Source organism: Microbacterium sp. MMO-20 (assembly GCF_037147735.1).
In the GTDB taxonomy this organism is placed as follows: Bacteria; Actinomycetota; Actinomycetes; order Actinomycetales; family Microbacteriaceae; genus Microbacterium.
On sequence record NZ_JBBCUU010000002.1, the window covers coordinates 47291 to 61055 of the forward strand.

Consider the following 13765-nt stretch of genomic DNA (forward strand, 5'->3'; position numbering starts at 1 on the left):
CATGACTGTGACGCAATCGCGTCCACGGCGGACTGCGGGCTCCTCGGAGCCCGCAGTCCCGCCTCCTTCCGATCGCACGAAGCAGCGTCGACGGCGGGCCGTACGGACCACATCCACCGCCCTGCTCTTGCTTGCGCCGGCGCTGCTCGCCCTCATCTTCTTGCGCGTGCTGCCCATGATCAGTGCGATCGGGCAGAGCTTCCAGACGACGTCGCTCGCGACGGGGGAGACCACGCTCGCGGGAATCGAGAACTACGCCTATCTATTCACGGATGCCGGATTCCACTCGGTTCTCCTGGTCACCCTGGTCTTCAACCTCGTGCTCAACCCGGTCATCGTCGTGCTGTCCGCCGCTCTGGCCCTCCTGACGGTGCAGAGCGTGCCGCTTGTGGGATTGTGGCGATCGATGATCTTCGTGCCGGCGGCGGTGCCCGGCGCGGTCGTCGCGCTGATCTGGTCGACCGCCCTGCAGCCCGATGGTCTCGTCAACTCGATGCTCGAAGCCGTGGGACTGCCGGCTCAGCCGTTCCTGACATCCGAGAATCAGGCTGCCTTCTCGATCGGCGTCATGGTGACCTGGGGTGCCATCGGCTACTGGATGATCTTCATCATCGCCGGGCTGAAGGACATCCCCGAGAGTCTCTACGAAGCCGCCGCTCTCGACGGCGCCGGATGGTGGCGTCGCCTCTTCTCCATCACCCTGCCCCTGCTGAAGCGACCGATGTCGTTCGTGCTCATCGCGTGCACCGTCGGCTCGTTCCTGATCTTCGCGCCCGTGCAGCTGCTCACCAAGGGCGGTCCGAACGGCGCGACGAATTTCATCATGTACGACATCTACAACCGGGCCTATCTGCTCAACGACCTCGGGGTCGGCCAGGCGGAAGTCGTGGTGCTCATGCTGTTGCTCTCCGTCATCGTGGCCATCCAGTTCCGTCTGCTCCGGGAGGACAAGTCATGAGGCGCTCACGGGCCGCGACCATCACCCTCTCTGCCGCCGGCGGGCTCATCGCGGTCGCCGTCTTCCTGCCCCTGTGGTGGGTGTTCGTGTCGTCGACGCGACCGGGCAACAGCTACGTCGACAACATGACACCCCTGTCATGGCTTGCCTTCGTGCCCTGGGGCGGCGATCTCAGCAACTACGAGGTGCTGCTCAGCGGACCGTTCGTCCTCGGTCTGTTCAACAGCTTCTTCGTGGCCGGCGCGACCATCCTCTTCGGTCTGCTCATCGCGGTGCCCGCGGCCTACGCCCTCGCCACGATGGAGTTCCGCGGGCGGGGTTTCGTCTTCAGCTTCATCGTCATCGTGGCGATGATCCCCTTCGACGCCATCGCCATCCCTCTGTCGTCGCTGTTCCAGGGGTGGAATCTGTCCGACTCGTATGCGGGACTCATCCTCCCCGCACTCGCCAACGGGTTCGCCATCTTCGTGCTGCGACAGTTCTTCCTCGGCATCCCGTCAGAGCTGATCGACGCCGCCGAGGTTGACGGCCTGGGTCGCCTCGGAACGCTGTGGCGGATCGTGCTGCCCTTGTCGAAGCCGGCTCTCATCGGTGCGGGGATGATGCTGTTCCTCTCGCAGTGGCAGGCGTACCTCTGGCCGCTGCTGATCGGCACCTCTCCCGAGCGCCAGCTTGCGCCGATCGCCCTCGCCAACCTCAGCACGATGTTCACCGTCGACCTCGGGCAGATCCTCGCCGGGTCGTTCGTGCTCAGCATCATCCCGATGATCCTGCTGCTGTTCTTCCAGAAGCAGTACACCGAGTCGCTCTCGACGACGGGACTCAAGGGATGAGTGTCGACGTCGTCGTCGTGGGCTCGCTCAATCTCGACCGCACCTACACGATGCACCGGCTGCCGGCCGAGGGGGAGACCCTGCACGTCACCAGCCAGTCCACATGCTCGGGCGGAAAGGGCGCCAATCAGGCGGTCGCCGCCGCCAAGCTCGGAGCCGCGGTGGCCCTGATCGGCGCGGTCGGCGACGATGCCGCCGGGGCGTACCTGCTCGACGTCGTCTCGACCGCGGGAGTTCGCACCACGACCGTGCGGAAGACCTCCGTTGTTGCCACCGGCGAGGCGGTGATCTTCGTCGACGACGAGGGTCGCAATCTGATCGTCGTGTCGGAGGGCGCCAACGCCGAGCTCTCCGTCGTCGACGTGAACCGGGACTTCCCGTCGGCGTCGTGGGTGGTGAGCGGCTTCGAGGTGTCGGATGACTGTGTCGTCGCTGCTGCGCTGCAGGCCGAGAGGTCGGGGGCGGCGTTCGTGCTGAACCCTTCGCCGTACCGCCCCATCCCGGCAGATGTGAGCGGGCGGGTGGCCGTCATGGTGATGAACGAGCATGAGATGCTCGCCGCGACCGGCATCGACGCCAACCCCGAGTCGCATGAGGCCTTGGAGATCGCGCGGTCCGCCGTGGGCGCAGAGACACTCGTCGTGACGCTCGGAGCCCGGGGAGCGGTACTCGTGACGCGGGGCGGGTCGACGCACATCACCGCTCCGGGGGTGTCGCCGGTCGACACGAGCGGCGCCGGCGACGCGTTCATGGGCGCTCTCGTCGCGCGGCTGGCAGCCGGAGACGCGATCGAGGTCGCCGTCGCCGTCGCCGTCGCCGTCGGAGCGTATGCCACCACGCTTCCCGGTACGCAGACGTCCTATCCCACCTTGAGCGAGGTCATCGCGTGGAAGGATGCGCACGCACACTGATGTATCTAAGGGGTGGACGCGGATCGCGCCCACCCCTTCGGCCCTCTCACCGCGTTCTGCCAATGCGGCCGTCCACCGACCAGAGGTCGTAGGAATAGAGGGAGTCGCAGGTGCCCTGGCTCCAGTCCTGATCGTCGACGGTGGGCAGGCTCGAGCAGCTCTTCGTGAAGACCACCGTGACCGTGCGTTCGTCGGGGAGGTGGCCCGACCAGTCGCGAGCGAAACCGGCGTTGTGGTTGCGTGTGAAGCCGGTGAGGGCCTCGTCGATGTCGCCGACCGGCATCCACGACCCCCGGCCGTCGCGCAGATAACGTGCTCCGATCGAGTCGACCTGCACGGCCGGTCCGATCCACCACGGGTTGTCGGTCGGATACGGATGCTGCTCGCGCACCGTGAGGAAACGCCGGTTCCTCTCGTCGTATACGAGGTCGAAGCCGTTCAGGTAATCGACCGCACCGTCGGTGCCCGTCAGCCCGCTCGTGGGCAGCTGGACAGGTCGCGACGTGGTGAACGCCTCGGCCCTCTTCAGGTCCACCTCGGTGACGTACGCCCGGGTCGAGGTGTCGCCCTGCGTGTAACCCAGGAGCACCTTGCTCGGGCTTCCTGGCATCATCACGGCCGTCGGCTGACCGGCACCCCACTGGTCCGTGCGCTCGAAGGTGACGATCGGTTTCGACAGCTTGACCCACGGTCCGCCCGGATCGTTGGCGAAGGCGACCCCGACCTGATTGTGGGCGCTGGCATCGAGATCGTTACCGAGGTAGAACATCGCGAGCGTGTACTTCTTGCCCTGGTAGCCGAACTTTCCGGCGACCACGCTCGGGTCGCACACGTGGTAGCTGTCCCATGACGGGGCGGGCGATGCCTGCAGCACCGAACGCGATTCCACCACACTGCCGTCGACGATCTTGGTCATGTAGATGTGATCCTTGATGACGCGGTACTCGTCGTTGTGACAGGTCCAGATCCACTCGGTGTCCCCGTCGCGGACCACCGACGGCGCGTAGCTGTAGAACCCGTCTGCGGGCGCGTAGACCTCGGCGACGGAATCGGGGTCCCACGTGATGTCGCCAGCCCCCGCATGCCCGCCGTCGGATGCGGCGCTCGCGGCGAGGCTCCCCGTCGCGGCCAGCACGAGTGCGGCGGCGGCGGCGATGACGCCTCGGGTCCAGGGGGTTTCGTAATTTCGGTGCGACATTGCACTCCTCCTCTTCGTGCTACTCGAGTAGCATGGCGATGAGACTACTCGAGTAGACTCCCTGTGTGAAGGGGAAGCCGGATCCAGAGCGCCTGGTGTCGGCAACGCCTCCCGGTCTCCGAACAGCAGAAAGGCGCCCCATGTCGGTCCCCGTCATCGTCGTCACGGACCTCTATCAGCCGCCCGAGGATCCGGGGGACAACTTCGACCTCGTACTGCCCTTCGGCTACGACCGGATCGACCTGCGCGCGATCGTCCTCGACGTGTCCGTCGAGAAGCGGGACTCGGTGCTCGAAGGGGTCCCTGGCTATCCCGGTCCTCGGGAACCCGGTGTCATCCCCGTCACCCAGCTGAACGCGCTCTTCGGGCGCGCGGTGCCGTACGGCATCGCGCCTTTTGCGCGCATGCGCAGCGCAGAGGATCAGATGCGGGACGTGCCCGCGTTCCAGCAGGCCGGCCCGAACCTGATCCTCCAGACGCTGAGGGACTCCGACGAGCCGGTGGAGATCATGTCGTTTGGATCGGCCAGGCCGATCGCCGTCGCACTCAACCGCGACCCTGCGCTGTTCGCGGAGAAAGTCGGTCGCGTGCATCTCAGCGCCGGATCGACCTCGCTCGACTACCTCGAGTGGAACGTCTACCTCGATCCGATCGCCGTCAACCGGCTCATCGCCTCCGATGTGCCGCTCGCCCTCTATCCGTGCGCGACCGAGGTCGACTGCTTCTCCTACGGTGCGCACAACACGCTGTGGTGGATGGACAGCCTCGCGTGGATCGCGCACCTGCATCCGGCGCTGAAGCGCTACCTGATCTACGGGCTCGGGGCGTCGACGAGGATCGACTTCCTCCGGGCCCTCGACGAGGATCCGCCAGGGGATGTTGCTGACCGCGTCTACCGCCGCCGCCACGCCGTCTGGGAGACGGCCGCGTGGCTGGAGGTATCGAAGTCCGCCATCGTCCACCGCGACGGCAGCGGGTACCTCATCGTCCCTCGCGAAGAGGTGCGAACGACGGATGCCGAGATCCGGAACGACCTCGTGCCGTGCCGCGCGTCGGGCCATCCGAGCGGCCTCTACACCTTCGAGCTGAACGCGGGCGACGGACGCACGACCGTGTTCCACCGCGACGACCCACACGAGTACGAGCGCGCATTGCAGGAGGCCCTGCCTCGGCTGTACGGCTCGTTCCGCCCTCCCGGTTGGCAGGGTTCTCTCGTGGGCGCGCTCTCCGACGGGCGGCGGGAGCCTTACGCCGGCACGCTCGGCGGATGAGTGGCCTCAGTGCCCGCACGAGGCACGCGCGGAAAGCGAGTGAGGGAGGGTGACGTGGAGGGCTGACGCCTCGCCGACGCCGAGCACCGCATCCACGGCCTGTTCGGCCATCGCCTGCAGGGGCAGCTGGATGACAGAGAGAGGAGGCGCCGAGAACGCCGAGTCCTCGGTGCCGTCAAATGTGACGATCGCGACGTCTTCCGGCACGCGAAGTCCGAGTTCTCTGCAGGCATGAAGCGCTCCGAGCGCCTGGACGTCAGAGGAGATGAAGACGGCTGTCGGTCGCTTGGGCTTGCTGAGCAGCACTGTCATCGCGTCGAAGCCCCCGCGGCGCGAGAACTCTCCGAAGGCCTCGATCTCCTTCAACCGCTCCGGGCTGATGCCCGACTCGCCCACCACGTTGCGCCAGGCCTGGATGCGTGCGCCGGCGATGCCGGAGAGCTCTGGGCCGCCGATGAATCCCACCTCGGTGTGCCCGTCCTCCATGAGGTGGCGTACGGCGAGCTGAGTCGCCCCGTAGTCGTCCACGGCGATGGTGGGGATGGGGCCCTCGCGGATGCGCCAGTCCAAAGAAACGACGGACACGCCCTCGCTCATCAGCCTTTCGAGGGGCTCAGAGGTGGTGAGGCCGAACGTAACGACACCATCGACCTCTTGGGCGAGCATCGCGTCGATCTGGCTCCGCTCCAGCTCCGGATCCAGTTCGGTGTTCCCGATCGTCACGCTGTAGCCGCGCTGATGCAGAAGGTCCTGGAAGAGCTTGGCGAACTCGGAGAAGAAGGGATTGCGGATATCGGTGATCAGGAGCCCGATGATGTTCGTGCGCGAGAGCTTGAGCGCCCTTGCGGCGGCATTCGGACGGTAGCCGAGATCGGCGATCGCGGCCAGCACGCGGGCTCTCGTCGACTCTGCGACAGGCCGTGGGCCATCGTTGACCACATAACTGACCACAGCGGTGCTCACGCCAGCCCGATCTGCGACATCGCGGCGCGTAGGTCGGCTCATCGTTACCTCCACGCACACCATAGCGCCTTGCGCTACTCGGGTAGATCAATTACAAAGGGGCTGTCTACTGGAGTAGCGTTGGACGAGCGTCCGATGCGCACATGATGAGGGATCACAATGACGCGATTCTTGAAGGTGATCATCGCCGCGGCGTTCGGAGCCGTCTTGTGCCTGTCTGGGCCTGCCGCCATTGCGGTGGGTCCTTGGTCGGCAACCGCGGCGATCTACGCAGCTGGGTCGATCCAGGCGCAGGGGTACTCTTATGCGCCCTCCGGAATCGCTGGATCGACGGAGCGCTACTACGTCTGTCATAGTCGAGCGAGCGGCGACATCCGAGATGACGTGTTCATGGTGAAGCGGAGCGGCGGGTCGGTCTCTTCGAGCGCCTCCGTCCTGACGGCGTCAGCGAGCGGCTGGGACTCGTACCACATCTGCGATCCGTCGGTCGCGCGAGTCAACGCGGTGCTTAACGGCCAGTCCTACGCCTATGCGATGTTCTATTTGGGCAACGATCAGAATTGCTCGTGCCACAATCAGATCGGCGTCGCGTTCGCCAACAGCCTCGATGGACCGTGGACGAAGAACCCGCAGCCGGTGGTGGCCTTCGCGGCCGGCATCTCGGCGTCCCAATGGGGCATTGGTCAGCCGAGCGCGACGACGGTGGACCCCGCGAGCGGCACCGTCGCACTCTTCTGGACTGAGGGGTACTCGACGGGAACGAAGGGGCGCATGGCGCTCGTCGATTTAGACGGTGCGGCGGGTCCGGTGGTGAGCGGCGTCCATGACCTCACGACGTCGGGCCTCCTCGATTCCAACGGCGCGCAGGATTTCCTCAACAACTTTGACGTCGTCTACTCGCCGCAGCGCGACCGCTTCTATGCTGTGCGCGAGCGACACCCTTATCCGTCGTCGAGCCCGTCCTATATCTCTACGGAGGTCGAGGTTCTGAGCCTGTCGGGTTCGCACGCGTGGTCGGGGTCGGGGACTTGGACCACGGAAGGTGTGATCGGATCAACCGTGTCCGGGACCGCTCGCACGCACAACCCCGGATTCCTGCGGACGGAGTACGGGACGTTGCCGGATGAGGCATCGATCACAGTCCTGTTCTCCACCGCAACCCTGGATCCGAACTCGCTGTGGACGTACGCCATCGCGCGGTCGACGGCTGCTTTGTAGACTCGCCCACAAAGTCTCGACGCGGCGGCCCGCCATCGCTCCGGCCGCCGGCGGCCCGCGCTCACGTTGGACCTCGACCCAACAGGGCTTGGGGCCGCCCCTGACGCAGGAAGCCTTCGGGTGCAAAATCAGTTGGCTCGACACGCGGGGCCTCGACCGGTCACCACTCACTCGACTCGCAATCGACGACAGTGCCGACACCGAAGTCGCACAGGTCGCTGCCGCTGTCCGCGCGCTGGTCGGACGGATCCTAGACGTCCTCGAGCCGGAGCTCACCGCGCTCGTAGGGCGGCGACCGTGTCCGCCTCGTGTCCAACGGGCCTTGTCAGTGCTCAGCCAACGACTGGCGATCCCTTGACATCACTGGATTCGGGAGTCGGGCGATGTAGACGCGACGGCGGGAGTCGAACCCGCAACGCAACCGGTTATGAGCCGGTGCCCGGGACCACCCGGATCGCCGCGATGTGCCCCCGCCGCGTCATCCGTGGGATGCCGGCGGGGGCTCTGCCACGCTAACCCGACCGGCCGACACCCGCCGAGAGTGTGTCCGGCTGTTGCGCTGTGCGACGCCGTGTGACGCGATCAGCCCGCATGAGTGTCGTCCTCGACCATCGGGTCGGACGCGTCGTGCGCCGCGGCATCCGCCTGGCCGCCCGGTCCGCCGAGGTCTGCGTCACCGCGGACGAGACGCTCGATCTCGGCGCCGGTCGCGGCATCCACCGCCTTCCAGTACGCGAACGCACGCTCGAGGACGTCCCCCGTGACTCCGCCGAGCAGGTGGCCCGCGACGGTCCTCACGAAGGCGGCGCGCTGCTCGTCGTTCCACACGTCGCGCACGAGCGCGCCCGCCTGAGAGAAGTCGTCGTCGTCTTCGCGCAGCGTGTAGGCCTGGCGCACCATGGCGCCGTCCACCTCCCAGCCCGGGTCGACCTCGCCGACCTCGTCGGCGTAGCCGCGGCCGAACGAGTTCGGCGCGTACACCGGGGCATCTCCCGTGTGCTCGTACGCCATGGGGCCGTCCTTCGTGTACGTGTTCACCTCGACGTGCGGGCGGTTGACCGGCAACTGGAGGTAGTTCGCCCCGATCCGGTGACGGTGGGTATCGGCGTATGCGAATGCTCGGCCGAGGAGCATCTTGTCGGGTGAGAACCCGATGCCCGGCACGAGGGCGGACGGCTCGAATGCCGCCTGCTCGATCTCGGCGAAGAAGTTCGCCGGGTTGCGGTCGAGGGTCATGCGGCCGACTTCATGCAGCGGATAGTCCGCGTGCGGCCACACCTTGGTGAGGTCGAAGGGGTTGAGGCGGTAGGTCTTCGCGTCCTCGTAGGGCATGAGCTGCACCGAGAGCGTCCAGGAGGGGAAGTCGCCGCGCTCGATCGCGTCCCACAGGTCGCGACGGTGGAAGTCGGCGTCCTCTCCCGCGATGCGCGTCGCATCGGCATCCGTCAGCCCCTCGATCCTCTGGTCGGCGTGGAAGTGATACTTCACCCAGTGCTTTTCACCGGCCGCGTTGATCCACATGTAGGTGTGCGAGCCATAGCCGTTCATGTGGCGGTAGGACCGCGGGATGCCGCGGTCGCCCATGAGGTACGTCACCTGGTGCGCCGATTCGGGGTTGAGCGTCCAGAAGTCCCACTGCATGTTGTTGTCGCGCAGTCCATTGCCGCCGCGGCGCTTCTGCGAGCGGATGAAGTGGGGGAACTTCATCGCGTCGCGGATGAAGAAGACGGGAGTGTTGTTGCCGACGAGGTCGTAGTTGCCCTCGTCGGTGTAGAACTTCAGCGCGAAGCCGCGCGGATCGCGCCAGGTGTCGGGCGAGCCCTGCTCGCCGGCGACCGTCGAGAATCGCGCCAGCATGTCGGTGCGCGCGCCGGGCTGGAACAGGCTCGCCTTCGTGTAGGCGCTGACGTCGGCCGTCACCTCGAAGAAGCCGAACGCGCCCGACCCCTTGGCGTGCACATTGCGCTCGGGCGTGCGTTCGCGGTTGAAATGCGCCATTTGATTCACGAAGTGGACGTCGTGGAGCAGGATCGGGCCGTCGGCGCCGACCGTCAGGGCATTGCGGTCGCTCGGTGCGGGGGCACCCGTGTCGGTCGTGGAGCCGAGCCGAGCCTCGGCGGAGGGGGCCGTCTCGATGGACGTGTGGTCGTGGGAGCGGGGGGAATCTGTCACGATCGCCACGCTACGTCGGGGCGCCGACACCGCGCGGCCCCCTTGCCAGGGGCGGAAAGGGGTGTTAGCCGGGCGTCACAGCGTGCGGTCGAACGCGCCCTGGCGCGTCGAGACGATGTCCTTGCCGAGGGGCATGAGCGAGATCGGGATCATCTTGAAGTCGGCGATCGCCATCGGAATGCCGATGATCGTGATGCACAGCGCGACTCCGCTCGCGAGGTGACCGAGCGCGAGCCACCAGCCCGCGAGGATCACCCATACGACGTTGCCGAGGAAAGATCCGACGCCCGCCGTCGGCTTCGCGACGATCGTGCGCCCGAACGGCCAGATGACGTACCCGGCCGTGCGGAACGACGCGATCGCCCACGGGATCGTGATGATCGGGATGCACAGCACGACGCCCGCGGCGACGTACCCGACGAAGAGCCAGAACCCCGCGAAGATGATCCAGATGATGTTGAGGATCGTGCGCATGGCTCCATTCTCGCTCGCGTCGGCTCGTGGCGGTGTCGGGCGCGACGCAGGTGCGGGCCACAACTCAGGCAGGATCGTGCGCTGCGCGCCAGATCGGCGCCTCGACGGCGCTTCTGCCTGAGTTATGCGCGCCCGGCTCGCGCCCCCGGCTCGCGCCCCCGGCTCGCGCGCCCGGCGAGGTTCCGGCCGCAATCGGGCGCCGCCGCTGTCGGGCCCCGCGCCTAGACTTGAGGGGACATGCCTGACCCCATCACACCCGTCATCGTCGGCGCGGGCGACGCCGGCCAGAACCGCCCCGACGACGACCTGCTCGCCGGTCTCAACGAGCCGCAGCGCGAGGCCGTCACCTACCGCGGACCCGCGCTCCTCATCGTCGCCGGAGCGGGGTCGGGGAAGACGAGCGTGCTGACGCGCCGCATCGCGTCGCTCCTGCGCGCCCGCGAAGCGTGGCCGAGCCAGATCCTCGCCATCACCTTCACGAACAAGGCCGCAGGCGAGATGCGCGAGCGCGTGCAGGGCCTCATTGGCGACGTCGCGCAGGGCATGTGGATCTCGACGTTCCACTCCGCGTGCGTGCGGATCCTGCGTCGTGAAGCCGAGCAGTTCGGCTTCACGAAGAACTTCACGATCTACGACTCGGGCGACTCACGCGCGTTGATCAAACGCCTCGTCAAGGAGCACGAGGCGGACGCGTTCGGCCTGACTCCGGCATCCGTGCAGAGCCGCATTTCGAAGCTCAAGAACGAACTCGCGGATGCCGAGTCGTTCGCCCGCACGGCGAACATGAGCGATCCCGCCGAGCGCGTCTTCGTGGAGATCTTCGCGGACTACCAGCGGGCGCTCCAGCGCGCGAACGCCTTCGACTTCGACGATCTCATCGGTCAGACCGTCTATCTCTTCCGCGCGTTCCCGCACGTCGCCGACGTGTACCGCAAGAGGTTCCGGCACATTCTCGTCGACGAGTACCAGGACACGAACCACGCCCAGTACGCACTCATCCACGAGCTCACGCGCCCTCCCGGCGCCGATGGGTACAGTGCCGACGGCTCGGCGCACGATTCGGGGATGATGATCTTCGACGCCCCGACCGAGGAGGCGGCGTCGCTCACCGTCGTCGGCGACTCGGACCAGTCGATCTACGCCTTCCGCGGCGCCGACATCCGCAACATCACCGAGTTCGAGCGCGACTACCCGGGTGCGAAGGTCGTGCTCCTGGAGCGGAACTACCGGTCCACCCAGACGATCCTGGATGCCGCGAACGCCGTCATCGGCAACAACTTCGACCGCAAGGACAAGAAGCTGTGGACCGACGTCGGCCTCGGCGACCCCATCGTCGGCTTCACCGGGTACTCGCAGCACGACGAGGCGCAGTTCGTCGCGGACGAGGTGGAGGCGCTCCGTCGCCGCGGCATCCCGTACAGCGAGATGGCCGTCTTCTACCGCACGAACTCGCAGTCGCGCGCGCTGGAGGAGATCTTCATCCGCTCCGCGGTGCCGTACAAGATCATGGGCGGCACGAAGTTCTACGAGCGCGCCGAGATCAAGGACGCGCTCGCGTATCTCATCGCCGTCGCGAACCCCGCTGACGAGCTGAGCGTGCGGCGCATCCTCAACCGTCCGCGGCGCGGTATCGGCGACGTCACCGAGACCTCGATCGCGCGGTACGCGGCGGAGGAAGGGATCACCTTCCGCGACGCTCTGGCGAACGCGTCCGCGCTGGGGGTCGGCCCGAAGATCCAGCAGGCGATCGCGCACCTCGATGCCGTGCTCGCCGAGGCATCCGCCATCATGCTGCCGCCGTCGGGCGAGGTGGCACCCCCGACCGCCGTCACCGAGGGGCTGAACGTCCTGTTGAACAAGAGCGGGTACCTCGATGCGCTGCGACGGTCGAAGGATCCGCAGGACGAGGCCCGCGTCGAGAACCTCGACGAACTCGTCGCGGTCACGCGCGAGTTCGCCCGCAACAACCCCGAAGGCACGGTGCTCGACTTCCTCACGGAGGTCGCCCTGGTGTCGGACGCCGATGACCTCGACGACGCCACCGGCTCCGTCTCGCTCATGACGATGCACACGGCGAAGGGTCTCGAGTACGACGCCGTCTTCGTCACGGGCGTCGAAGAAGACCTGATCCCGCACCGGATCTCGGCGGGTGAGCCTGGGGGGCCGCAGGAGGAGAGGCGTCTGTTCTACGTCGCGCTGACGCGCGCGCGCAAGAAGCTGCACCTCTCGCTCGCGATGACACGCGCGCAGTTCGGCGAGGTGTCCGCGGCGATGCCGAGCCGCTTCCTGCAGGAGATCCCGCACGAGCTCATCGACTGGCGCCAGTCGCCGGGCGACGTCAATTCGCGCGGCGGTACGCAGTCGCGCGCGCTCAATGCGCGCCCCGGTGCGGGCCGCGGCGGCTTCGGCGGCTCCGGGGGAGGGTCGCGCTACGGCGACGACCTCGTGCCGCTGCCGCGACGCGAGAAGCCGGCGGGCGACGTCACGAAGTTCGCCAACCGCATCCCCGCGAAGGTCCGCGACAACGGAGATCTCGAGCTCGCGCCCGGCGACCGCATCCGCCACGACGACTTCGGCGAGGGGCGCGTCGACATGGTGACGGGGGAGGGCGCGAAGCGCATCGCGCACGTGCGCTTCGATTCCGCGGGGCCGAAGAAGCTGCTCATCAAGATCGCGCCGATCGCCAAGCTGTGACGCTCGGGCACGGGCGGCCCCCGTCGGGCGTTTAGGCTCGACGCATGGCACTGTTCTCGCGTCGTGGCAAGAGCGACGACTCCTCCGCGCCCGAGCCGATCGTCGCCGACGAGGGGGTGGATGCCGCGGCATCCGCTGCCCCCGTCGCGGCGGAGGAGACCGAAGCGGTGCCGCAGGTCGGCATCTCGGTCAGTACGTTCGGGCGCGGCCCGGAGAGCGCACGTCCCCTGGCGGCGGATGCCGCGAGCACGGAGCCCGCGCGCCCGGCGGAAGCCGCCCCGCCCGCCACGCAGTCGGTGCCGGGCCTGCCCGACAACGTGCTGGTGCAGCAGGCGCTGCGGGCCCTCTCCGACGACCCGCAGCCCGCGGAGATCATGAACGTCATGCGCCAGGCGCTGCAGGGGCAGCTCTACGTGCGCGCGCAGGGCGACGCGAAAGAACTGCTCGAGGCCGGCCGCGGGCTGAACCTCGCGATCGCGTCGCACCAGGACAAGCGCTTCCTCCTCGTGTTCAGTGGCGGCGGGCCGGTCCAGGCGAGTGCGCAGGCCGAGAGCGGCGGCCCGACGTCGGCGCTCGGTCAAGCCGCGTACAACGTGCTGCGCACCGCGATCGACTCGGGCTACGACGGCATCTCCCTCGACCACGCGAGCCCTGGTGCCCGTCTCGTGCTGCCGATCGAGCTCGTGAAGAAGGCGATCGAGGAGGGCGCGCCGGCGCCGTTCGAGGTGAAGACGCTGCTCGCCGGCCCTCGCACCGATGCGACGACCGCGCAGGTCGCCGAGGCCCTCAGCCGCGTGCCCGTGTGGGCCGCGGGTCGCAAGGCCGAAGACGGCCGCATCGGTCTCGCCGAGGCGCGCGGCGAGAGCGGCGTGCGGCGACTCGAGGTCTACTCGCACCCCCTCGAGGTCATCGCGATGGGCCGCGGAGACGGTCCGCTTCGCCTCACGGCCGAGCAGCTCGCGCGCGCGGTGGCATCCGCGCCGTCGCTCACCGGGATCGTCGTCGACCCCGCCGGCCCGTGGATCGAGCTCGATCGCGACGACCTGGCGCCGGTCCTGGCCCTCGCGGACTGA

At 67.6% G+C, this 13765-nt stretch carries 11 protein-coding genes and 1 tRNA gene; 7 read left to right on the forward strand and 5 right to left on the reverse strand.

Annotated features, from left to right (window positions below; all coding sequences use genetic code 11):
- The first annotated feature begins 175 nt into the window (after positions 1-175).
- From WFI52_RS03895 to WFI52_RS03905, 3 genes are read left to right on the forward strand one after another with little or no spacing between them, the layout of a single operon-like run.
- The gene (locus WFI52_RS03895; protein ID WP_336637400.1) at positions 176-958 is read left to right on the forward strand and encodes a carbohydrate ABC transporter permease; all 783 of its coding nucleotides are present in this window, start codon (positions 176-178) and stop codon (positions 956-958) included.
- Positions 955-1791: a carbohydrate ABC transporter permease gene (locus tag WFI52_RS03900; protein ID WP_336626035.1), complete on the forward strand. Its 837-nt coding sequence runs from the start codon at positions 955-957 to the stop codon at positions 1789-1791. Before WFI52_RS03895 ends, WFI52_RS03900 begins: the two co-directional genes overlap by 4 nt.
- Positions 1788-2702 (forward strand): ribokinase, encoded by a 915-nt coding sequence (locus WFI52_RS03905; RefSeq protein ID WP_336626034.1) that lies wholly within the window; start codon positions 1788-1790, stop codon positions 2700-2702. Before WFI52_RS03900 ends, WFI52_RS03905 begins: the two co-directional genes overlap by 4 nt.
- A gap of 46 nt (positions 2703-2748) precedes the next feature.
- On the opposite strand, the gene WFI52_RS03910 is transcribed toward WFI52_RS03905, so the two are convergent.
- Entirely contained in the window at positions 2749-3900 is a 1152-nt protein-coding gene (locus WFI52_RS03910) for a hypothetical protein (RefSeq protein ID WP_336626033.1), read from the reverse strand.
- 140 nt (positions 3901-4040) lie between these two features.
- Here WFI52_RS03910 and WFI52_RS03915 point away from each other — a divergent pair, with 140 nt between their 5' ends.
- On the forward strand, positions 4041-5171 hold the full coding sequence (locus WFI52_RS03915) for a hypothetical protein (protein WP_336626032.1): 1131 nt from the start codon (positions 4041-4043) through the stop codon (positions 5169-5171).
- 6 nt (positions 5172-5177) lie between these two features.
- On the opposite strand, the gene WFI52_RS03920 is transcribed toward WFI52_RS03915, so the two are convergent.
- Positions 5178-6197 (reverse strand): LacI family DNA-binding transcriptional regulator, encoded by a 1020-nt coding sequence (locus WFI52_RS03920; RefSeq protein ID WP_336637395.1) that lies wholly within the window; start codon positions 6195-6197, stop codon positions 5178-5180.
- 114 nt (positions 6198-6311) lie between these two features.
- Between WFI52_RS03920 and WFI52_RS03925 the strand changes: the two genes are divergently transcribed.
- Complete coding sequence (locus WFI52_RS03925; protein ID WP_336626030.1) at positions 6312-7352, forward strand: hypothetical protein; 1041 nt, start codon at positions 6312-6314, stop codon at positions 7350-7352.
- 389 nt (positions 7353-7741) lie between these two features.
- On the opposite strand, the gene WFI52_RS03930 is transcribed toward WFI52_RS03925, so the two are convergent.
- From WFI52_RS03930 to WFI52_RS03940, 3 genes are all read right to left on the reverse strand, one after another.
- Positions 7742-7814 (reverse strand) — tRNA-Met (locus WFI52_RS03930).
- 120 nt (positions 7815-7934) lie between these two features.
- A complete protein-coding gene (locus tag WFI52_RS03935) occupies positions 7935-9524 on the reverse strand; it encodes a catalase (RefSeq protein ID WP_442927685.1) in 1590 nt (529 codons plus the stop codon).
- A 75-nt stretch (positions 9525-9599) separates the two neighbouring features.
- On the reverse strand, positions 9600-9998 hold the full coding sequence (locus tag WFI52_RS03940; protein ID WP_336626029.1) for a YccF domain-containing protein: 399 nt from the start codon (positions 9996-9998) through the stop codon (positions 9600-9602).
- A gap of 237 nt (positions 9999-10235) precedes the next feature.
- Here WFI52_RS03940 and WFI52_RS03945 point away from each other — a divergent pair, with 237 nt between their 5' ends.
- Both WFI52_RS03945 and WFI52_RS03950 read left to right on the forward strand, forming a co-directional pair.
- Entirely contained in the window at positions 10236-12692 is a 2457-nt protein-coding gene (locus WFI52_RS03945) for an ATP-dependent helicase (protein ID WP_336626028.1), read from the forward strand.
- A 44-nt stretch (positions 12693-12736) separates the two neighbouring features.
- Entirely contained in the window at positions 12737-13765 is a 1029-nt protein-coding gene (locus WFI52_RS03950) for an SseB family protein (protein ID WP_336626027.1), read from the forward strand.

Bases quoted from the DNA above. Each gene is read 5' to 3' on its own strand.
- WFI52_RS03895 (WP_336637400.1), top strand. From the start codon at position 176: ATGATCAGTGCGATCGGGCAGAGCTTCCAGACGACGTCGCTCGCGACG.
- WFI52_RS03900 (WP_336626035.1), top strand. From the start codon at position 955: ATGAGGCGCTCACGGGCCGCGACCATCACCCTCTCTGCCGCCGGCGGG.
- WFI52_RS03905 (WP_336626034.1), top strand. From the start codon at position 1,788: ATGAGTGTCGACGTCGTCGTCGTGGGCTCGCTCAATCTCGACCGCACC.
- WFI52_RS03910 (WP_336626033.1), bottom strand. From the start codon at position 3,900: ATGTCGCACCGAAATTACGAAACCCCCTGGACCCGAGGCGTCATCGCC.
- WFI52_RS03915 (WP_336626032.1), top strand. From the start codon at position 4,041: ATGTCGGTCCCCGTCATCGTCGTCACGGACCTCTATCAGCCGCCCGAG.
- WFI52_RS03920 (WP_336637395.1), bottom strand. From the start codon at position 6,197: ATGGTGTGCGTGGAGGTAACGATGAGCCGACCTACGCGCCGCGATGTC.
- WFI52_RS03940 (WP_336626029.1), bottom strand. From the start codon at position 9,998: ATGCGCACGATCCTCAACATCATCTGGATCATCTTCGCGGGGTTCTGG.
- WFI52_RS03945 (WP_336626028.1), top strand. From the start codon at position 10,236: ATGCCTGACCCCATCACACCCGTCATCGTCGGCGCGGGCGACGCCGGC.
- WFI52_RS03950 (WP_336626027.1), top strand. From the start codon at position 12,737: ATGGCACTGTTCTCGCGTCGTGGCAAGAGCGACGACTCCTCCGCGCCC.